The sequence below is a fragment of the Aliiglaciecola sp. genome (assembly GCF_039982535.1).
Taxonomy (GTDB): domain Bacteria; phylum Pseudomonadota; class Gammaproteobacteria; order Enterobacterales; family Alteromonadaceae; genus Aliiglaciecola.
This window is the reverse complement of record NZ_JBDWYG010000046.1, coordinates 102,759-122,681: the sequence shown is the minus strand read 5'-3', so window position 1 is coordinate 122,681 and position 19,923 is coordinate 102,759. Positions and strand designations below refer to the sequence as shown.

At 42.3% G+C, this 19,923-nt stretch carries 17 protein-coding genes; 9 read left to right on the top strand and 8 right to left on the bottom strand.

The genetic code is table 11. From position 1 onward, the window contains the following. The first annotated feature begins 13 nt into the window (after positions 1-13). A complete protein-coding gene (locus tag ABJV04_RS15850) occupies positions 14-3,955 on the top strand; it encodes a DUF4157 domain-containing protein (RefSeq protein ID WP_348492547.1) in 3,942 nt (1,313 codons plus the stop codon). 133 nt (positions 3,956-4,088) lie between these two features. Here the strand turns inward: ABJV04_RS15850 and ABJV04_RS15845 are convergent, their stop codons facing one another. From ABJV04_RS15845 to ABJV04_RS15835, 3 genes are all read right to left on the bottom strand, one after another. Further along, positions 4,089-4,838 carry an SDR family oxidoreductase gene (locus ABJV04_RS15845; protein WP_348492546.1) on the bottom strand — a complete coding sequence of 250 codons (750 nt, stop codon included), beginning with the start codon at positions 4,836-4,838 and terminating at the stop codon, positions 4,089-4,091. A gap of 37 nt (positions 4,839-4,875) precedes the next feature. Continuing rightward, positions 4,876-5,577: a histidine phosphatase family protein gene (locus ABJV04_RS15840; protein WP_348492545.1), complete on the bottom strand. Its 702-nt coding sequence runs from the start codon at positions 5,575-5,577 to the stop codon at positions 4,876-4,878. Between the two features lie 112 nt (positions 5,578-5,689). After that, positions 5,690-6,916, bottom strand: coding sequence for an acyl-CoA dehydrogenase family protein (locus ABJV04_RS15835; protein ID WP_348492544.1), 1,227 nt, complete (start codon positions 6,914-6,916; stop codon positions 5,690-5,692). A 183-nt stretch (positions 6,917-7,099) separates the two neighbouring features. Between ABJV04_RS15835 and ABJV04_RS15830 the strand changes: the two genes are divergently transcribed. Both ABJV04_RS15830 and ABJV04_RS15825 read left to right on the top strand, forming a co-directional pair. Then, positions 7,100-7,969 (top strand): LysR family transcriptional regulator, encoded by an 870-nt coding sequence (locus ABJV04_RS15830; RefSeq protein ID WP_348492543.1) that lies wholly within the window; start codon positions 7,100-7,102, stop codon positions 7,967-7,969. A gap of 20 nt (positions 7,970-7,989) precedes the next feature. After that, positions 7,990-9,138 carry a DNA alkylation repair protein gene (locus ABJV04_RS15825; protein ID WP_348492542.1) on the top strand — a complete coding sequence of 383 codons (1,149 nt, stop codon included), beginning with the start codon at positions 7,990-7,992 and terminating at the stop codon, positions 9,136-9,138. A gap of 12 nt (positions 9,139-9,150) precedes the next feature. Here the strand turns inward: ABJV04_RS15825 and ABJV04_RS15820 are convergent, their stop codons facing one another. Together ABJV04_RS15820 and ABJV04_RS15815 are read right to left on the bottom strand one after the other, a co-directional pair. After that, the gene (locus tag ABJV04_RS15820) at positions 9,151-9,462 is read right to left on the bottom strand and encodes a DUF3301 domain-containing protein (protein ID WP_348492541.1); all 312 of its coding nucleotides are present in this window, start codon (positions 9,460-9,462) and stop codon (positions 9,151-9,153) included. Further along, the gene (locus tag ABJV04_RS15815; RefSeq protein ID WP_348492540.1) at positions 9,463-10,509 is read right to left on the bottom strand and encodes a DUF3549 family protein; all 1,047 of its coding nucleotides are present in this window, start codon (positions 10,507-10,509) and stop codon (positions 9,463-9,465) included. It lies immediately after the preceding gene. Positions 10,510-10,650: 141 nt separating this feature from the next. Between ABJV04_RS15815 and ABJV04_RS15810 the strand changes: the two genes are divergently transcribed. The 4 genes from ABJV04_RS15810 to ABJV04_RS15795 all read left to right on the top strand — a co-directional run bounded on the left by ABJV04_RS15810 (position 10,651) and on the right by ABJV04_RS15795 (position 12,961). Beyond that, a complete protein-coding gene (locus tag ABJV04_RS15810; protein WP_348492539.1) occupies positions 10,651-10,983 on the top strand; it encodes a YqcC family protein in 333 nt (110 codons plus the stop codon). Then, positions 10,980-11,735 carry a tRNA pseudouridine(65) synthase TruC gene (gene truC, locus ABJV04_RS15805; RefSeq protein ID WP_348492538.1) on the top strand — a complete coding sequence of 252 codons (756 nt, stop codon included), beginning with the start codon at positions 10,980-10,982 and terminating at the stop codon, positions 11,733-11,735. Before ABJV04_RS15810 ends, truC begins: the two co-directional genes overlap by 4 nt. 22 nt (positions 11,736-11,757) lie before the next feature. After that, positions 11,758-12,207, top strand: coding sequence for a flavodoxin domain-containing protein (locus ABJV04_RS15800; protein WP_348492537.1), 450 nt, complete (start codon positions 11,758-11,760; stop codon positions 12,205-12,207). Between the two features lie 244 nt (positions 12,208-12,451). Further along, positions 12,452-12,961 carry an HD domain-containing protein gene (locus tag ABJV04_RS15795; protein WP_348492536.1) on the top strand — a complete coding sequence of 170 codons (510 nt, stop codon included), beginning with the start codon at positions 12,452-12,454 and terminating at the stop codon, positions 12,959-12,961. A 325-nt stretch (positions 12,962-13,286) separates the two neighbouring features. On the opposite strand, the gene dapD is transcribed toward ABJV04_RS15795, so the two are convergent. From dapD to map, 3 genes are all read right to left on the bottom strand, one after another. Next, positions 13,287-14,111, bottom strand: a complete 825-nt coding sequence (gene dapD, locus ABJV04_RS15790; RefSeq protein WP_348492535.1) for a 2,3,4,5-tetrahydropyridine-2,6-dicarboxylate N-succinyltransferase — start codon at positions 14,109-14,111, stop codon at positions 13,287-13,289. Beyond that, positions 14,099-16,744 carry a [protein-PII] uridylyltransferase gene (gene glnD, locus ABJV04_RS15785; protein ID WP_348492534.1) on the bottom strand — a complete coding sequence of 882 codons (2,646 nt, stop codon included), beginning with the start codon at positions 16,742-16,744 and terminating at the stop codon, positions 14,099-14,101. Before glnD ends, dapD begins: the two co-directional genes overlap by 13 nt. Positions 16,745-16,907: 163 nt before the next feature. After that, positions 16,908-17,699, bottom strand: a complete 792-nt coding sequence (gene map / locus ABJV04_RS15780) for a type I methionyl aminopeptidase (RefSeq protein WP_348492533.1) — start codon at positions 17,697-17,699, stop codon at positions 16,908-16,910. Between the two features lie 338 nt (positions 17,700-18,037). Here map and rpsB point away from each other — a divergent pair, with 338 nt between their 5' ends. Beyond that, positions 18,038-18,769, top strand: coding sequence for a 30S ribosomal protein S2 (rpsB, locus tag ABJV04_RS15775; RefSeq protein ID WP_303474459.1), 732 nt, complete (start codon positions 18,038-18,040; stop codon positions 18,767-18,769). Positions 18,770-18,918: 149 nt separating this feature from the next. Beyond that, entirely contained in the window at positions 18,919-19,791 is an 873-nt protein-coding gene (gene tsf, locus ABJV04_RS15770) for a translation elongation factor Ts (protein WP_348492532.1), read from the top strand. The last annotated feature ends 132 nt before the right edge of the window (positions 19,792-19,923 follow it).

Below are 19,923 nucleotides of genomic sequence, written 5' to 3'. Positions count from 1 at the left end.
TATGGAGGCATTAATGATACAACGTAAAGCGCCAAATGAGAGCTCATCAAGTGCTACGCAATCTCAGGCCAAGGCCCGAGATTCGAAGAATCAGCAAGTTCAAACATCTGCGGCTAGTAATCGCCGCTGGCAGCATCTCGCTTTTTTGCCTTCTAATACTGTTAAAATTCAACCGCAAGGTTACAAAGTAGGAGTTGAACATTCTCGCTTTGCTAACATCCGTCTGGGCAGGGAGTGTGATATTTATGAACAGGAAGCCGATCGCGTTGCTCAGGATCTTATTGATAAAAAACCGACACGCTCAATTTCGCCAATATCGCGAATGGCATCAGATGGTATTCAAACGAAGTGCAAAACTTGTGAATGTTCGCAAGAAGACGAATGTGAAAACAATTCGATACAAACAAAATCGGCAAATAATGATTCACCACACGAATTAAAAAGTGAATTTAAAGACGTACGAGCTGCGGTTAATACGTCCAGTTCGGGAAATGGGCTAAGTGCGGATCTAAAAAATACCCTCGAAAATTCCCTGGGTGAAGATTTAGGTACTATTCGAGTGCATCAAAATGAACAAGCTGACAAAGCAAACTTAGCCATTCATTCCAGAGCATTTGCGAATCAAAACAATATATTTCTCAGCAAAAACGAATCACCCACTGACCTAAAATTAATGGCACACGAGGTAACCCATACAATTCAACAGGGGCACACAAGTTCGATAATACAGCGTAATCCGCAACCTAACAGCAGTGATACTTCATTTTATGAGGCACAAATCAACAACCCTGAACATGACGATCATCATGCTCAACCTGAGGTTAATTGGGCGTGGATGTTTATGGCGAACTCTAATTCAGACAATAGCGTACGTTCTGAACAAGATGCATCCCCTATATTCGATGCATGGCCGAACAATCTTCCGCTTATGTTATCTAATAGCGGGGAACCAGGTTATCGAATTGACCAAGATCATCTGCCATCACGCTATTTTTGCCCTGGTGCATGTCATTCCATTAACCTATCTCATCAAGCTGACTCTTATCAGCGAATGGCTGCACAACAAAGACGAGCGCGATTAGCGGCTTGGTCAACTTTACATGGACAACAACACGGTGCAGAGCTTGAGCAGCAATCTGAAAGTTTGAGTGAGGATATTACTCAAGGCGAGTTTCAGACTTCTCAATTGAGATTACAACTGTTTGATTTGGCTATCGGAAGTGACAATTTTATCACTGAAAATATGCGAGATTCATGGGCTAAGGCTCAGCAGTCGAGCCTGTTTTTAGAGGGGGTGTTGCAGATAGAGTCCTTTGCTTTAATGCCTGAACTGATACAAGAGATTCGACTCTCATTCGTTAATTATTTTAATGCAATGACCCTAAGCTTGCGGGATCGAGATAGTCAACAGCGTGAACGATTGCACTTTATAAATGATAGAGGACCTTGCCCAAATTGCCATAGTTCAGCACAGCCTAGTTCCCCTGTTTTCGAGTTAGATAGTTTCGACGTGGAAAGAAGTGCTCTGTTTCAGATGCCTTCTCAGTTGCAGAACCAAGTTACTGCCAACTGGCTAGAAAATATGGAATCTGATACTAACACTGATAGCCAGCAAACCGCAGAGGAAGTGGGCCCAATTGGGGGGCATGAAACGCGCTTGTTAGACGCCAGAACACAAGCTCGAGAAGCTAATACCCCGGCACAGTTCAGAGCATTGATCGCTGAGTTTCGAAGCACTTCACAAATAATGGATGAACTGCTAACGGCTGCAGTTCCGCAAAATCAACACTCAACAGCCATTGTTGAACAATTCAATTATAGTCAGCAACGCCTACACAGACAAAGGGAATTTTTCAATTTGTACTCGGATGCAGTTAAAATTCAAGCTATTTTTTATCCAAAACCTGAAGAAGTTGATCAACTTGGTCAAGTTGAAAATGCCCAAGGGATTAAGGAAGATGCCGCCAACGGTTTACCGTGGCTGTTCTATCTAACCCATACACCTAGCAATGATGGTTCAAACGTGATTCCGGAGAATTTCGAGTGGAAGTTACATGATCTTAGTTCTCCACAAAGCAGCGCGAGGACGGTCAAAGTTCGCCATAGATTAAGCAATATCGAACGAATTTTTCGAGGCGATTTAAATGCAATCGAAAGACAAGATCCACCAAGATCTTTGTTTGAACAACTGGATCATAAAAATTTTTTCTCCAAAGGGCATCTTTACTGGAATTATCCACACTCGCGACAAACTGATTCAATTGAGACCACAGCGTCAGCAACATTTTGGGACTGGATAACAGGTATTGGTATGGCTGCTGCTTTACTGGGAAGTTTGGTCTTTGCGCCGTTTAGCACCCCTATGTTAGCGTCTGTAATGTTAGGTACTGGTTTGACAATTGCGGGCAGAGTTGGAGACTACAATGAGCGCAGTGAACATGGTGTATTGACAGACGCAGATGTAAATATGTTTTATTGGGACTTATCTATGGACATAGTTTCAGCTCTCTCATTGGGTATGGGCCGGGTGATGACAGGGGCGGTGCAGGCTGGAAGAATGGCTAGGGCTGCGCGAACATCTAAATATTGGTTTGCCCTACAGCGTGTAGAATTGGGTATGAATGTCACTAATGTTGGAATTATTGGTGCGGAATTAGCTGGTCAGTACTATGCTATTAAAAATGCCAACATGACGCCAGAGCAGGAACAAAGAGCACTTCGCCAATTGACTATGTCGGGCGTAATTAGCGGTGGCCTATCTTTCATTCCCGTTTATACCGGAGCCCGAGATTTACAGGTTGGCGATACTATTCGTTTAGGTATTCACCCCGATAACGCAAACTTACCAGCGGGTTATGCAGATGAAGGAGTCGGTAGGGGGAGCATACCCCCTAACCAATCTGTTATTAGCGACGATTTGACCTCAGGTGGACGTGTTCACCCAAGGGAGTTAGAAACGAGTGTGCATCAGCGGGCGCACCAAAATAGGGCTGAATTCCATTTAGGTGATGGTTCGCACGGCATAGCACCCGCAGGAGAAGGTAATGCGAAGGGATTTTACTTTTGTAGTAACCAATGTGCACTTTTGTTGCAAAAGTTGAACAGTATTGTAGATGTATTACCTCCCAACTTTCCTGGTAGAGATATTTATGTTGGTCTGCGCAACCAAGTTCGCCATGCAAATGGGCGATTACGCTCAGGTAACCTGACTGCTGCTGAGGCTGATGTTAAAGCTACAGAGTTTGCTGCGGCTTTAGGGCGGCAAGCCGCGTTTGAACCCAGTATTAATCGTTTATTGCAAATGTCACCACAGCATATCGAAGTCAATAGCAATAGTATCCGTGAACAGCTGAGTTCGTATGCAGATATTGCACGAGTGCATTCCACAGCACAGCGGCATCCCAATGGACGAGTAAGGGAAAGTGATATTGCTCCTGATTCACCAGAGGGCCTTGGAATAGGGCAAGCAGATGTTGGCCAGGTACCTAGAGGACATCGACTTCCTAGAGCAACTGAGGTCGCTGATAGAAATATAAGCGGTGGCTTTTGGGGAGGTCAACGAGGTCATTCTCAATGGTTTTCAGATCACGAAGGTGTTAATTCAATAACAGGTTTTAGTGCAGTTCCATATCGTAATGGCGAGCCTGTTTTAACACAGTGGGCGCAAGAACAGGTTATTCTTAACAGAATGACCGGAATTAATGATTCTGATTTTGCAGCAGCAGATAGAGGCTTGTTACGACAATACCCTGGAAGATGGCGTAATCAGACCGCTGTAGCTAGTTGGCGCATAGAACAGCAACTGACATGGCATCATGAACCCGATTTAGAGACCATGTCATTAGTACCTAGAGCATTGCACGGTAACGTGCCTCATCTTGGTGGTGCTTCTATGGCTAGAGCAGGTCAACAAGTAGAACGGGTTCCTGTGCTTGGTGATGAAAATCCCCTCTAAAAGTGTTGATGAGAATAGAAAGGAATTGGCTAGCCTTTTAGACGATATATGATGTAATTGAACTCGCCCTGAAGTTTCGTTTTAAGTTGAAATACACCAAAGCAAGCCTTAACTTGCTCTGTTTATATCTTGTTTAACTCATTTTCTTTAGCCAACTCAGGGGGGCTATACTCAAAATGGGTCGAAAGACCGCCCAAGGCCATGCTGGTACATAGCTGTTTGCACCTTCTTTTTCGATAGCCTTAACCATGGCTTTACAGCCTGTTTCTGTATCTACAATAAAGGGAACTTTTTTAACTTTTTCGTTAATTTCACTTTTGATAAAACCAGGATGCACTGTGGATACTTTAATTGGTGTGTCTAATACATCAATTCTCATGCCTTCCGTGAGGGAGCTTAACCCAGCTTTTGTGGCAGCATAAACGTTCATTGCTCTGCGTGCGCCACGAATGGCACTAATGGAGGAAATTGTGACTAAGTGACCCGCATTTTGTTGTCTGAATATGGCCATGGCGGCCTCACACTGGGCAATTGCTGAAACAAAGTTGGTGATGGCTGTCTGCTTATTGGCGTAAAAATATCCTGTACCAATAGGCGCACCTTTTCCCATGCCTGCATTTACAATTACTCTGTCGAGTTGGCCAAATTCTTGATGGAATTGGTCAAATACTTCAAACACTTGATCATGGTTGTCGACGTCTAAAGATTTAATTGACACCTTAATATTAGGATTGATGCTGAGTAGTTCTTGTTTTAACTCTTCCAAGCGCTCAATACGGCGAGCACACAAGGCTAGGTTTCTGTCCATTTTGGCAAACTCGATGGCCATGCCTTTACCAAGACCAGAGCTGGCACCGGTAATTAATATATTTTTTCTGCTCATTGTTAGACTACGCTTGTTAAGGGTTAAGGGTTAAGGGTTATTTATAGGTGATTAATGCTCTATTTTCACCTTCGAAATGGCTGTGTTCGTTTAAGGTAGACAAAAATACTCTAGAAGGAGTATTCACTAATTTGGTTATACCGCAATTAACTAGGGTCCAATTTACCTGCATGACTTTTTCCGCAGGCACCCCTAACAAATACTGGCTGACCACAGATATAGGCCCACCAGAGGTGAAAACCGCTACTTTTTTGGCGCCGTTTGCGTTTTTAGTGACATTGTTTAAGGCGTTGATGACACGTTTCTGGTAGCAATCCCAAGATTCCACATATTGCCCACAGTGCTGACCAGACATCCAGCGATTCATGGCATCGTTAAACAGTTTTTCAAAAGCCTGTTTGGGATGATCTTGTTTTAATAACCAGCTTTTAACCGAGGGCGCATCAGCGAACTCTGGCCCCATTTGGGCAATGATGTCGTTATGATCGTATTCATTCCAACTGGCATCAATATTCCAGTTCGCCTCGTCTAGCTGTGAATCCATACCAGATAAACAATTTTGTAAGGTCTGTTTATGCCGTAGCATACTGCCTAAAAATACTTTATCGAAACTGCCTATCCGACTTTGCAATGCACCGCCTAATACCTTAGCTTGCTGGTGCCCTATATCGGACAGTTTATCGTAATTTTGTTGGCCAAAAGATGCTTGACCATGCCGAATCAAATAAATAGCCGTCAAAGTTTTTCCTATTCAGTTGTTGTTATCGCCATAAAATAAGCTTGATGGGGTTCAACAAGCTTATTATTGACTGTATTGGCTTAGCGTATTAACCGTGTTACGGCCATTGCGCTTACTTATTTAAATACTTTTTCAGCTCAATACGGGTGACCATACCTTGGTGAACTTCATCTGGACCATCGGCTAGTCTCAAAGAGCGAGCTGATGCGGCAAATCGTGCAAGGGGGAAGTCACTGCACATTCCAGCGCCACCATGGAACTGGATAGCCATGTCTACCACATTTTGCAACATTCTAGGCACAACCACTTTGATCGCCGAGATTTCTGTCATGGCATTTTTAACACCGACTGCATCAATTTTCCAGGCGGCACTTAAGGTTAGTAGTCGAGCTTGATCTATCGCCATGCGAGCTTCAGCAATACGTTCCTGATTACCACCCAATTTAATGATAGGTTTGCCGAATGCTTCACGTGCCTGTCCACGTAAAATAGCTAATTCAAGGGCTTTTTCTGCCATACCGATAGCGCGCATACAGTGGTGAATACGGCCAGGACCAAGTCGGCCTTGAGCAATAGCAAACCCTTTGCCCATACCCATAATGATGTTTTCTTTAGGCACACGCACATTAGTAAAGTGCATTTCACCATGGCCATACGGGGCATCGTAATCACCATAGGCGGTTAACATACGTTTAATTTCAATACCTTCGCTATCAAGAGGGACTAGCACCATGCTGTGTTGTGCATGTCGGTCATTTTCGGGGTTAGATAAGCCCATAAAAACGGTAACTTTGGCGTTAGGGTGACCTAGCCCTGTACTCCACCATTTTTTGCCATTAATCACGGCTTCATCACCGTCTAACTCTATTGTAGCTGCCATGTTGGTTGCATCTGAGGACGCAACTTCGGGTTCAGTCATGCCGAACACAGAACGGATTTCGCCAGCTAATAAAGGCGTTAACCATTGTTGTTTTTGTGCTTCTGAGCCAAAGTGATAAAGCACTTCCATATTGCCTGTGTCTGGCGCATTACAGTTAAAAATTTCTGGGGAGAAGGGGACGCGGCCCATTTCTTCGGCCAAAGGTGCGTATTCTAAACAACTTAGTCCTTTGCCCAGTTCGTCGTCGGGCAAAAATAAATTCCACAATCCTTGTTCACGGGCTTTTACTTTCAAGCGTTCTACATCAGGATGCAGTGTCCAGTTTTTCCAGTCACCACCGGGATTCATTTCTTCCATTTCAGCGTAGATTTTACTTTCAATGGGGTAAACATTTTCTTGCATAAAGGTTTTTAGGCGAGAAAGGTAATCTTGTGCTTTTTGACTGTGCTCGAAATGCATAATCGTCTCCGAATAATTAACTTGCTGACTAGCATAAACACTGTTGCCATCTGAATGAAATGAAATATACTTAATTAGTTATGTGAATTTAATTCATGGTGGGTTGTGGCGGAAATAAAACAAATTCAAAGATTAGATTTAAATTTATTAAAAGTATTTGAGAGTCTATATCTGGAACAAAATATGACAAGAACCGCTGAGCGGCTGAATATCACCCCTTCTGCAGTGAGCCATGCGGTAAAACGACTAAGGGATTGTCTGCAAGATCCATTGTTTGAACGCAGCAAAAATAAGATGGTGCCAACCCCAGCTTGTAAACGCATGGCACCACTAATTATCGATAATCTGAGTCGCCTTCGGCAAATTTTGCAACAGTGGGGCGAGTTTGATCCCCTAACCAGTAAAAACCACTTTCGCATTGCTATGCACGATGCCCTTGAGCCCACCATTTTGCCAAGCATTGCTAAGATACTGTTTGAGAAAGCACCGAATATCACCTTTGCGAGTGTGAAAGTAGAGCGAAATCAACTTGCTAAGGGACTAACTTCAGGGCAGTTTGATTTGGCGTTTGATATTGCTATGCCCCTTAAACCACCTATTCGTCACGAAAATGTGCGCAATGATAAATTTATGATTTTAATGGACAGGCATCATCCGTTGCTGAAAAATGCCAAATCATCAAAACAGCCAATTGCCCATGGGCAGTATTTTGCAGCAGAACATATTAGTGTTTCCCATCGCCCAACTGGGGCGGTGTTAGAAGATTTTATGCTGCAAGAGCAGGGCTTCACCCGCAAGGTGTCGGTGCGCTGTCAAAACTACTATGCAGCAAAAGAAATTTTGAAAGGCTCGCCGTTTTTATTAACCTTACCCAGTTCATTAGGTGCCCATTTATTGGATAAGGAATTAATCTCAGTGGCTGTGCCCTTCGATATGCCGCTTATCTCAACGCACATGTATTGGCATCAAAACACCGAAGAAGACTCGGCCCTGAGTTGGTTTAGGGAAGCATTACATAAAATAATGGTAGATAACCATCAACCGCTAATTTAACCATTTAGCTCGGAATAATCATGCCTGAACCACTTAAAAATCTTTTTAACCATGATGTTATTCGCCATATGGCCAAGCATTTTTCCAGCCATGCTAATGCCAGTTGTGGTGAAGGTTTTGATGCAGCGGCTTTTATCGAGATTGCGTCGAATAATTTAGAGAGCTTAGAGCTGAAACAACGTTCAGCGCAAATTATGCAGGCAATGAAACATTGCTTACCTGATAACTTTAACCTTGCCGCAGACATCATGTTAAAAAGCCTAGCCCCTGAGCATAACAGTGATTTATCGCAACATGCTGACTTGACGTTGGGTTTAAACGGCTGGGCAATTATGCCCATGGCTGAATATGTTGGAGTTTATGGGCAAGATGAGTTTAATACTGCAATGACTTTGTTTTACGCCTTTACCCAACGATTTACCGCAGAGTTTGGCATACGTCACTTCTTGTTAAGCAGCCCACAAAAGACCCTCAACACCATGCTCAAGTGGTGTGACGATGACAACCACCATGTAAGACGCTTAGCATCTGAAGGTTGTCGTCCGCGTTTGCCATGGGGCATGCAGTTACCTATTTATATTCAGAACCCCCAGCCCATTATTGAACTGCTGGAAAAGTTAAAAGACGATAACGAAGAATATGTGCGTCGTTCTGTGGCGAATAATTTAAATGATATTGCCAAAGATCACCCAGACTTAGTGGCCGATACGTTACAACTATGGGGAAAAGGGGCGAGTCCTGAGCGCAAAAAATTGTTACGTCATGCAGGCAGAACCTTGCTCAAACAGGGGCACCCTAAAGTGTTGCAGAGTTTTGGCTACTTTCCTGCGCAATTAAAGAATGTGATATTAAATATTGAAGAAGTGGTTGAATTTGGTTCAAAATTGCCATTTTCGTTGCAGATAGAAGCAAGTTCTATGAAAAAGCAGTTATTAATGGTGGACTTTGCTATCCATCATTTGAAAGCCAATGGCGAGTTAACAGCAAAAGTTTTTAAGTGGAAAACTATCACCCTAGAATATGGACAGCCATTGTTACTCACCAAATCTCATCCCTTTAAAGCAATCACAACTCGACGCTACTATCCAGGCGTTCATAAGTTAGAGGTGCTCATTAACGGGGTGAGCGTTGCTCTTAAAAGCTTTGAGCTAAAAATGGATGTAGAATAGAAGTTTGGATATTTAATTTATTCTATAGGCAGGTAAATCGACACCTTGAACGCTATTCCCGCGCATTTTAAGTAACCCTAAATAACGCTCTTCGCCGGTGCTGGAAAATTCAAAGGAAAATTCGGTGTACCAATCTAGCTTGGCTTTGAAAAAAATCACTTTGGTTTTGCTGCGGGCAATACTGATTAATTGCAGGCCGTTTGTTTCACAATACTTTTCCAAATACACTTTCGCTTGTTCCGATATGTCACGAATCCGCCAAAACTGAAATACAATTGCTGCAATAATAAAAAGAACCAGTATATCGGTAAGATTAAAATTCATTCACGAGTCCTGGCGTTGATGAGCTGAAAATAAATGGCCAACGGCGGCGGATAAACTGTTGGATTTATTGGGGGTGCGCAACATCGATAATACTTGCTCACGTATATCTGGCAGCTGCACCAAGTCTTGGAAAATCCCCATAAATAAATCGAAATTAGCATCGGCTTCAGCAACTTTTTCGAAAAAGTTAAGTAATAACTCTGGTGTGGCTAGGTGATGCCAAAGGCGTCCTGAAATAATCACTAATATATTGTGTTTATTCGACAACTGGCTTTGTAAGGTTTGATTCAGGATCGCTACTACCTTTTCTGAGTCGCTGGTTTGGGACAAAGCTCGTAAACCATGCTGCCATTTAACTTCATCTTCTGGATGTTGGTTTAACCAAGTCACTATGGTTTGCACGCAGGCATCCGGTAAAGGGTAATTTTCCATGCTAATAAGTAGCTGATACTGCACTTGTTCTGGAAACTGTGAAAAGTGGCGGCAAATGGCGTTGTATATTTCTACGGAGTGTATCTCTGCCACTAAATCGCTTAACCCTTGCAGTGCGATACTCTGCCAATCAATTACCATGGGTGATTGAATATAAGCTTTGGCTGCGTCAAAGTATTGGGATTTCCCTAAGCTTAAAACCTTTTTACTTTTACTGTTAAAATCAGCAATTTGATTTTGATTCGGCACAAAAGAGTAAGGGTTTTCAGGAAGTTGCCCATTCTTTTTATCTGCGTTTTCTAATTCCGCACCTAAAGCATCAACAATGATCTGTAAAAAGTGATTGCGGCAGGCAGAGACGATAAAACCATTTTCATCAGTAGGAAGCTTCACAAACCAAATATATTGTTGTTCGGAGCGAGTTTTATCCCAAAAGACAATGCCAAACCACCCATGTTGTGCTCTGGTGAAAGCGGGTTTAATTTGGCCATTTTCTTGTTCTAAGAATTCTTGGCTTGGAATTTCTCGAATGGTTCGACCCATATCGAACACGCGATAATCAGTACCTGCGTGGAGTAAAAATTCACTAATAGAAGAAATTTCGTGCTTGCTCATAATCAGTTTAGGGTAATATGTTGAGTGTGCTAAATGTGAAGTGGCAGAGTATATCTTTTTGTGTGGCGATTAAAAAGAAATCACAGATAAATAACCATCTCAAAATGAACACCCGTCTAAGGTAAAAATAAATAAAGTGTCATGACAATCTCCCGTACTGAAATACTAAACCGGCTAAGCAATTTGGAAGTTGTAATGCGAAGGGAAAAATTGTGGGCGGCTCAGGCTCCTTCACAAGATGCATTAAAAAGTGAACTCCCTTTTGCCTTTGACACTCTGAGCATTGAACAGTGGCTACAGTTTGTGTTTATTCCCAAGATGACAGAATTAATTAACCGAGGTTTGGCGTTGCCTAACTCAATGGTGATTTTACCCGCGGTACAAAACTCGTTGCGGGAAGAGGATTATCCGTTGGTATATAAAGCTATCAATGAAATCGATTTATTATTTAATGCAGGTAACCCCAAGTCATGACGTTAACCATTTTATATCAAGATGAATATGTAGTCGCAATCGATAAACCCGCCGGTTTATTAGTTCATCGCAGTATGATCGATCGTCATGAAACCCAGTTTGCAATGCAAATTCTGCGTGATCAGTTGGGGCAGCATGTTTTTCCTGTTCACCGCCTCGATAAACCCACCTCGGGTGTGTTGTTATTTGCTTTGTCGTCTGAAGTGGCTAGAGCCTTAACCGAGCAATTCACCAACAAACATATTGCCAAAACCTACTTCGCAATTGTGCGTGGGTATTGTCCTGATAGCGGCAGAATTGATTACCCGCTGAAAGAGAAGCTGGATAAGATTGCTGACAAAAAGGCACGTCAAGATAAACCCCCTCAAGACGCAGTGACTGATTACGAGTGTTTGCAGCAATTCGAGTTACCTTTTGCCGTAGGTCGTTATCAAACTGCTCGCTATTCACTTGTTAAATTGCATCCGTTGACCGGTCGTAAACATCAGTTGCGAAGACACATGGCGCATATTCGACATCCAATTGTGGGAGATACCACACACGGAGACGGCAAACAAAATGCATTTATACGGGATCAATGTGGCCTTGTTGGATTAGGGCTAACCTGCAGTGAAATGACTCTCAGTCATCCAATCACACAAAATACGCTGAAAATTCGTTGTCAATTTGATATAAGAATGTCAGCGTTAATTGAACAATGGGGCCTTGGCCTCGATGAACTAAAACAACTAACTGGCCCAACCGCTAGTTAAACAATCTAAGGAACGTTTTACGATGGTAGATGTGGGAATTTTTGTGGGCTCTGTATACGGTAACGCCCAGCATGTTGCAGAACAAGTTGAGGAGATGATTGCTGAAAAAGGGCACAGCGTAGAACTTTTTATTGATGGCACCTTGGATAACTTTAAAGAGACCAAATCGGTTCTTTTTATTAGCTCAACAACGGGACAAGGGGACGTACCTCCGAACCTAGAGTTTCTAATTATGGACATGAAAGACACTATGCCATTGATGGACCAAAAACCTTTCGCAGTCGCGGGGCTTGGTGATAGCAGTTACGGCGATAGTTTTTGTGGTGCTGGCAAACAAATATTTGAAGTACTTCTTGAGCTTCAAGGGCAACCCGTTGCAGATCTTTTAATTGTTGATGCCATTGAAACCTTAGAGCCAGAATTAGAAGTGGTGCCTTGGGTTGAAAGTCTTTTGCCTAAACTAACGGCTTAAAAATTCGATCAACATCTATTGGCTGAAAAGCTCAACAAGGATAACTGCGAGGTTAAATCAATTCTTGCAGTGGTATCCTTACTTTTCCATCTAGCAAAACCACTCTGTCCTACAACAAGTAGCCCTTTTTAACAGGGCTATCTTTTTGACGAGAAATAGCTTTATACTAATTTTCAACGGGCTTTAGGGTCATTCCTAAGTCCATCGCTATTGCATTCCTAACCTTCAACCGGAGAACGTTTTAATGGCCAAGGAGCAAGTGAAAGCCAGGGAATTTGCAGTAAAATTACATGCTGACCAAAAGTATGGAAAACATCCTTACTCCTATCATTTGGATGATGTAGCCGCTAAAGCAAAGGCATTTGGACAAGATGCCGAAGTGATCGCTTACCTCCACGATGTGGTGGAAGATACCTCTGCAACGATTGAGGATATTGAACATCAGTTTGGCAAATTAGTTGCTGATTGTGTGGCCGTTGTAACCGACGAAAAAGGCGCTACTCGACAAGAGCGCAAAAAGAAAACCTACCAAAAAATGGCAAAAGTGACTGGCGAAACAGAGTTGGCGCTAATCGTAAAAGTGTGTGACCGCCTATCAAATGTAAAAACTAGTGTGAAAGACCAAAATTCAAAAATGTTTAGTATGTATTGCCGCGAACACGATGTATTTCGCACATCTGCATACCGCCAAGGGTTGTGTGATGAATTGTGGCAAGAACTAGACAAACTCATCGCAACCTCTAAGCAAAACTAATTTCCTCACGAAAATTTCCTAGCAGCTAGACATGGGGGTCCATGCAATTAAATATGGGTGTCCATGTAATTAAACATGGGTGTCCATGTAATTATCATGGGTGTCTAGTTAAGAAAAGTGAGCCTGTCCACGTAGTTAAAACATGCCTGTCCACGATATTGGGTTTAAGTGGTTTATGGTGGGTGTCCATGTAATTAAACATGGGTGTCTAGGTTAGGAGTCTGCTGTACACAGTTGTGTGGGGGATATAAAAAACCCTGTAAAAGGAATTATTTTACAGGGTTGGTTTGTGTTTTTTTATAACCCGTTAAAGGTTATGAGTAGGCTATTCTGCAGCGCGTAGAAGTGCGTTGATGCCAACTTTTGAGCGTGTTTGTGCGTCTACTTTTTTGACGATTACCGCAGCGTAGAGGCTATATTTGCCATCTTTGCTAGGTAGGCTGCCCGATACTACAACTGAACCTGCTGGAACACGACCGTAGTGGACTTCGCCAGTTTCGCGATCATAGATGCGCGTGCTTTGGCCGATGTATACACCCATGGAAATAACACTGCCTTCTTCAACCACCACACCTTCAACAATTTCTGAACGTGCGCCGATAAAACAATTGTCTTCAATAATGGTTGGGTTGGCTTGTAACGGCTCTAAAACACCACCGATTCCAACGCCGCCCGACAAATGCACGTTTTTACCGATTTGTGCACAAGAACCAACAGTAGCCCAAGTGTCAACCATAGTGCCTTCGTCAACAAAAGCGCCTATGTTTACATATGAAGGCATTACTACTACGTTTTTGCCCACGAAAGAACCGGTTCTTACCGCTGCTGGTGGAACAATGCGTACACCTTCGGCTTCAAATTGTGCTTTTGTATAGTCGGTATATTTTAATGGTACTTTATCGAAGAAGCGACTTTCTGCGCCTTCCATAACATCGTTATCATTGATGCGAAAATATAAAAGCACCGCTTTTTTCAGCCACTGGTGAACAACCCATTCTCCGCCTATCTTTTCTGCAACTCTGGCTTCACCAGAATTCAATAAATCTATGGCACTAATGACCGCTTGCTTGGTTGCGTCATCTACAGACGCTGCTGTAATCGAAGCTCTATTTTCAAACGCTGCTTCTATTTGGTTTTTTAACTCTGACATGCTTCACCGCTAGTTGAGGGTTGATCTAATAATTGGGTTAATCGTTTTTTAAGTTGAACTTGTTGCTCAGTGGTGAGGGCTTGTTCTTGTTCATTGGCAATAATAAACAAATCTTCTGCCCGCTCACCAATGGTCGATATTTTTGCCACGTGTAAGGTTAATTTTAGCTCGACAAATAAGTGGCCTACTTTAGCGAGTAAGCCTGGTGCATCCAATGCTTCTAACTCCACCATAGTGACGTCGCTGTTACCTTGGTAAAAGCGAACTTTGGTAGCAACGTCCAATTGTTTCATCCGACGGGACATTTTACGTCTGTTGTTATGTTCTCTGCCAGGTTTAGCAAGTTGGTCTTCTATCGCTTCCACTAAGCTTTTTAAACGGCTAGGGGAGGATATACGAGAGCCATCTTGTTCTAACAAAATAAAGCTATCGAAAACATAACCATCGTCGGTAATGGTAATTTGTGCATCGTGTATCGAACAATTTCGGCTATCTAACACCGAGGCAATTTGTGCAAAAAGTGCGGGACGGTTTTTACCATAAACTAATAGCTCAGTGCCAGCTTTTGCTGTGGAATCATTTAGCGCTATGGTGAGGTTATTCTCGTCTTTGCTTTCGGCTTTTGCTACTTCTGTGGCATGCCATGCCAATTGCATCGGGCTGAATCTGGCAAAATAGTCATTACTTAAGCGATGCCAAAATTGGTCTATTTGTGCGCCAGTCACCCCTTGTTTGTTCAACATTTCTCTGGCTTCTACCTGATGTTTATTAACTCTTTCAAGTAAGGTTATGCCGCACTGAAGGCCATTATCTAAGGCCTTTTGGGTTAATAAGTACAATTCTCTGATTAATGATGCTTTCCAATCATTCCAAAGATTATTATTGGTCGCTCGGATATCCGCTAGAGTTAGGGCGTATAAGTGTTTTAAATGATTTTGGCTCTTAACAGCTCGGGCGAAATCACCAATGATTTCTGGGTCATATATGTCTCTGCGCTGGGCAACCACAGACATTAGCAAGTGATTTTCTACTAACCATCTAATTAGTTCAGCATCATCGCCATCGATGCCGTGGGATTGGCAAAAGGTGACCACATCTGCCGCACCTAAAACTGAATGATCGCCATTTCTGCCTTTTCCAATATCATGGAAAATAGCAGCTAAATATAATAATTCTGGTTTATCTGTTTCTCTAACGATCTTTTTACAGCGGGGAAAATCTCGGTTTTCGTCACTGTGATAACTATAAACATGTTTAACCAATCTATGGGTATGTTCATCTACTGTGTAAGCGTGGAATAGGTCAAATTGCATCATGCCCACGATGTTGTCCCATTGGGGCAAGTAAGCTTGCAGGATGCCGTGTTTATGCATTAAATCCCAGCCTAAACCAAAAAAGTCAGGGTGTCGCATAAGCTGCATAAACAACTCACGACATTTAGGGATTTCACAGTAGTATTGACCATTTAATTTTCTTCGTGCATTACGAAGTTGGCGTAAACAACTTGAGTGTAAGCCGGTGCAATCAGGGGTGTTAGCAATTAATAATAAGAATGAAAGAATATCTTCAGGAGCGGTAAAAACATCGTCTTGAAGGGGACTAATTAAGCCATCTAACAATTCAAAATTATCATCGATAATGCGATGGTTTTTAACTTTTAACTCTAGAATATCCTGCTTGAAATATTGCAGTAACATGCCGTTAAGTTCAGACACGCGGCGTACGGTTCGAAAGAATGATTTCATCATTCTCTCTACTGCTTGTTTTCCTTCACCATATCCAAGTCGTTCAGCTACATCAGTCTGATAATCGAACAGTAAGCGGTTTTCGCTGCGGCCGGAAATTAAATGCAAGGCAAAGCGTATTTGCCAAAGGTGAGAACGAGACTCTATTAACTCTGCCCATTCTCTTTCGGTAAAATAACCGTGTTCAACCAATTCATGGCCATTCCAAACGTTAAAGTGTTGTTTAGCTACCCAACCAATGGACTGGATGTCCCGCAAACAGCCTGGGTTTTCTTTGACGTTTGGTTCAAGGTTATAAGAGGTATCGTTAAATTTTCTATGGCGTTCTATTTGTTCTTCATATTTAGCCGTGAAAAAGTCTTTGCTGGACCAATACCCTTTGCCTTTTAGTTTTTTTTGCAGTGCATCAAAGCTAGATTCACTGCCTATTAATAATCTTGATTCCACCAAATTTGTGGCGATGGTGGTGTCTGCTTTGGCTAAATTGAAGGTTTCTTTGATTGTGCGAACAGACTGACCTACATCTAATTTAATGTCCCACAAGAAGGTGATGAAGGTACTAATCTTTTCCTGGAGTTTAGCATTGATGGTTTTATCGCTTAGAATCAGCAAATCGACATCAGAGTGAGGTTGCAGTTGGCCTCGACCATATCCGCCAACGGCGACTAGGGCTAGGCCTTTTTGATTATCTAAATCTACTAATCTCCAAGCGCGCAACAGCAATGCATCGATGAAAACAGCTCTCTCGTGGACTAACTGATCCACCGGAACTTTAGTGAATTCCTGAGTCAACCATTCTACGCTGTCTGTTACGCACTTTTTGAAGCTGCTAATGTCATTAATATCAGTGATTTTCTGAATGTTTTCAATAAGCTGATCTAGTGACAATGTTAGTACCTCAAAAAGCTGGATAAGACGACAGTACGCCAAATATAAACAGACTAAAAAATTTCAATCTGTAAATCAAAGTGTCCATTAACCTAAGTTGTATAGCAAATAACTAATTTACGTTAGTCATAATCATTAATAATAAGTAAAAAAATACTCTGAATTAATGACTTATCACTCTATCAATGGTTTCGTCGTCTCTAAGAGTCAGAATTTCTACCCCGTTTTTAGTAACCAATAAGGTATGTTCCCACTGGGCACTTAAACTGCGATCTTTAGTTACCACAGTCCATTGATCAGGCAATATTTTTGAATAACGTTTGCCGGCATTTACCATAGGTTCAATGGTCAAACACATGCCTTCTTGCAACTCAACACCGGTATTCGGTCGTCCGTAATGAACCACTTGTGGTTCCTCATGGAAGTTAGCACCTATGCCATGACCACAATATTCGCGCACGATGGAGTAATTATGTTTTTCGGCATATTGCTGAATTACGTGGCCAATATCGCCTAAACGAGCGCCGGGTTTGACCAGTTCAATACCTTTATATAAGCACTCTTGGGTGACTCTAATTAATCGCTCAGCCAAAATACTAGGCTTACCTACAACAAACATTTTTGAAGTATCGCCGTGGTAACCATCTTTAATAACGGTGACATCAATATTGATGGAATCGCCGTCTTTTAGTTTTTTGTCTGAAGGAATGCCGTGACAAATAACATGGTTAACTGACGTACAAATAGATTTAGGGAAAGGGGGATGCCCATAATTTAAAGGCGCAGGAATACATTTCTGTTCATTGACAATATAATCATGACAGATTTGATTGAGTTCATTAGTTGTTACGCCCTTTTTAACATAGGGGCCAATCATCTGTAATACGTCAGCGGCTAATCTGCCTGCCACACGCATCTTTTCAATTTCATCTGGTGTTTTAATCGTGATTGTCAATTTTGCGTCCTAAAAAAATAACTCATTGCAATAATGGGCTGAATTGTATCTTTTCAGCTCAAAAATGTATAGATGAGTAGAGGAAATGCAAGTTTAGTTTATTTATGTTGTTTCCCATGGCCCGCCTATCGCTTTTTACTTGCGTGACAGGGTGCAGCATGGTATAAAGCGCACCGCAAATTCAATAGCATCATTTTTGTGCTCTGAATAATTGCGAAATTAACTAATAACACACATACATCGACACATTTGTCGGGGTGTCTGTTTCGGGTTTGCCGCCTGAACGGATCGATAGATGGGATGTATGGAGGCCTAACCCCAATTTGAGGAAATTAATAATGGCAAACGTATCTATGCGTGACATGCTCCAGGCGGGCGTGCACTTCGGTCACCAGACTCGTTACTGGAACCCAAAAATGAAACCTTTCATCTTTGGTGCTCGTAACAAAGTTCATATCATCAACCTTGAAAAAACAGTACCTTTGTTCAATGAAGCATTGAACTACATTAGCGGTGTTTCTGCTAAAAAAGGTAAAGTTCTTTTTGTAGGTACTAAACGCGCAGCTAGCGACGCAGTTAAAGAAGCAGCACAGAAATGTGACCAATTCTACGTTAACAAGCGTTGGTTAGGTGGAATGTTGACTAACTGGAAAACAGTACGTCAATCAATCAAGCGTTTGAAAGAGCTAGAGCAACAGTCTCAAGACGGCACTTTCGAAAAGTTGACCAAAAAAGAAGTATTAATGCTTCAACGCGAAATGACTAAGCTAGAAAGCAGCTTAGGTGGTATCAAAGACATGGGCGGTCTTCCTGACTGTTTATTCGTTGTTGATGCTGATCACGAGCACATTGCAATCACTGAAGCACGTAACTTGGGTATCCCAGTTATTTCAGTAGTTGATACTAACTCTAACCCAGATGGTGTTGATTACATCATTCCTGGTAACGACGATGCAATTCGTGCTGTTCAATTGTACTTAAACGCTGCAGCTGACGCTGTAAGCCAAGGTCGCGAACAAAACCTTGAAGTACAAGCTGAGCAAGACGATTTCGTTGAAGCAGCTGAGTAATTAAAACGTCACGACTTGCTTGTCGTGAACGTGTCATTTTTCTGTGACGTAAGTACAGTAAAATGACAAACATCTCATCAGGGGCGGTAATTATTTACGGCCCCTGTTTCTTAAGTTAAGAACCATTTATAAATGCTGAGGAAACCAAAATGGCAGTGACAGCAGCCCTAGTAAAAGAACTTCGCGAGCGCACCGGCGCCGGCATGTTGGATTGTAAAAAAGCATTGGTAGAAACCGACGGTGATGTCGAGCTAGCAATTGAAAATATGCGTAAATCTGGTCAAGCAAAAGCCGCTAAAAAAGCTGGCCGTATTGCAGCCGAAGGCGTGATCATGACTAAAGTTGCTAATGGTGTAGCAACTATGATGGAAATCAACAGTGAAACTGACTTCGTTGCTCGCGATGATGGTTTCTTAGCCTTTGCTAACAAATTAGTTGATGTTGCTTCTGCAAATAAAATCAACGACATGGATACGCTTAATAACAGCGAAATCGATGGCGTAACTGTTTCTGATGCACGTGACACTCTAGTAGCAAAGATTGGCGAAAACATTTCTCCTCGTCGTGTTATTTCTGTTGAAGGCGACAACCTTGGTGCATACGTGCACGGTGGTCGTATCGGCGTAATCGCTATTTTGAATGGCGGTGACGAAGATTTGGCAAAAGACATCGCAATGCACATTGCAGCGGCTAGTCCTCAGTTTGTTAAACCTGAAGATGTTCCAGCTGAAGTTGTAGCGAAAGAGAAAGAAATTCAGCTTGAAATCGCTATGCAATCTGGCAAGCCTGCTGAAATCGCTGAAAAAATGGTTATCGGTCGCATGAAGAAATTCACTGGCGAAGTTAGCTTGACTGGTCAGCCTTTCGTTAAAGATCCTTCAAACACTGTTGGCCAACTTTTGAAAGCTAAAGGTGCTGACGTTATCAACTTCGTACGTTTTGAAGTTGGTGAAGGTATCGAGAAGAAAGAAGAAGATTTTGCAGCTGAAGTAGCAGCGCAAATGGAAGCCGCAAAGAAATAATTGAGCCTTTCGCTTTTGCGAAAAGCCAATGTCATATAAACTATCGGCACCTCAATATGAGGTGCCTTTTTATATGTACTATTTACGCGGATAAATTTAGTGGGTTTGCACCCCTTATCCAATTAACTAAGG

Bases quoted from the DNA above. Each gene is read 5' to 3' on its own strand.
- ABJV04_RS15850 (WP_348492547.1), top strand. From the start codon at position 14: ATGATACAACGTAAAGCGCCAAATGAGAGCTCATCAAGTGCTACGCAA.
- ABJV04_RS15845 (WP_348492546.1), bottom strand. From the start codon at position 4,838: ATGAGCAGAAAAAATATATTAATTACCGGTGCCAGCTCTGGTCTTGGT.
- ABJV04_RS15835 (WP_348492544.1), bottom strand. From the start codon at position 6,916: ATGCATTTCGAGCACAGTCAAAAAGCACAAGATTACCTTTCTCGCCTA.
- ABJV04_RS15830 (WP_348492543.1), top strand. From the start codon at position 7,100: ATGACAAGAACCGCTGAGCGGCTGAATATCACCCCTTCTGCAGTGAGC.
- ABJV04_RS15825 (WP_348492542.1), top strand. From the start codon at position 7,990: ATGCCTGAACCACTTAAAAATCTTTTTAACCATGATGTTATTCGCCAT.
- ABJV04_RS15820 (WP_348492541.1), bottom strand. From the start codon at position 9,462: ATGAATTTTAATCTTACCGATATACTGGTTCTTTTTATTATTGCAGCA.
- ABJV04_RS15815 (WP_348492540.1), bottom strand. From the start codon at position 10,509: ATGAGCAAGCACGAAATTTCTTCTATTAGTGAATTTTTACTCCACGCA.
- ABJV04_RS15810 (WP_348492539.1), top strand. From the start codon at position 10,651: ATGACAATCTCCCGTACTGAAATACTAAACCGGCTAAGCAATTTGGAA.
- truC (WP_348492538.1), top strand. From the start codon at position 10,980: ATGACGTTAACCATTTTATATCAAGATGAATATGTAGTCGCAATCGAT.
- ABJV04_RS15800 (WP_348492537.1), top strand. From the start codon at position 11,758: ATGGTAGATGTGGGAATTTTTGTGGGCTCTGTATACGGTAACGCCCAG.
- ABJV04_RS15795 (WP_348492536.1), top strand. From the start codon at position 12,452: ATGGCCAAGGAGCAAGTGAAAGCCAGGGAATTTGCAGTAAAATTACAT.
- dapD (WP_348492535.1), bottom strand. From the start codon at position 14,111: ATGTCAGAGTTAAAAAACCAAATAGAAGCAGCGTTTGAAAATAGAGCT.
- rpsB (WP_303474459.1), top strand. From the start codon at position 18,038: ATGGCAAACGTATCTATGCGTGACATGCTCCAGGCGGGCGTGCACTTC.
- tsf (WP_348492532.1), top strand. From the start codon at position 18,919: ATGGCAGTGACAGCAGCCCTAGTAAAAGAACTTCGCGAGCGCACCGGC.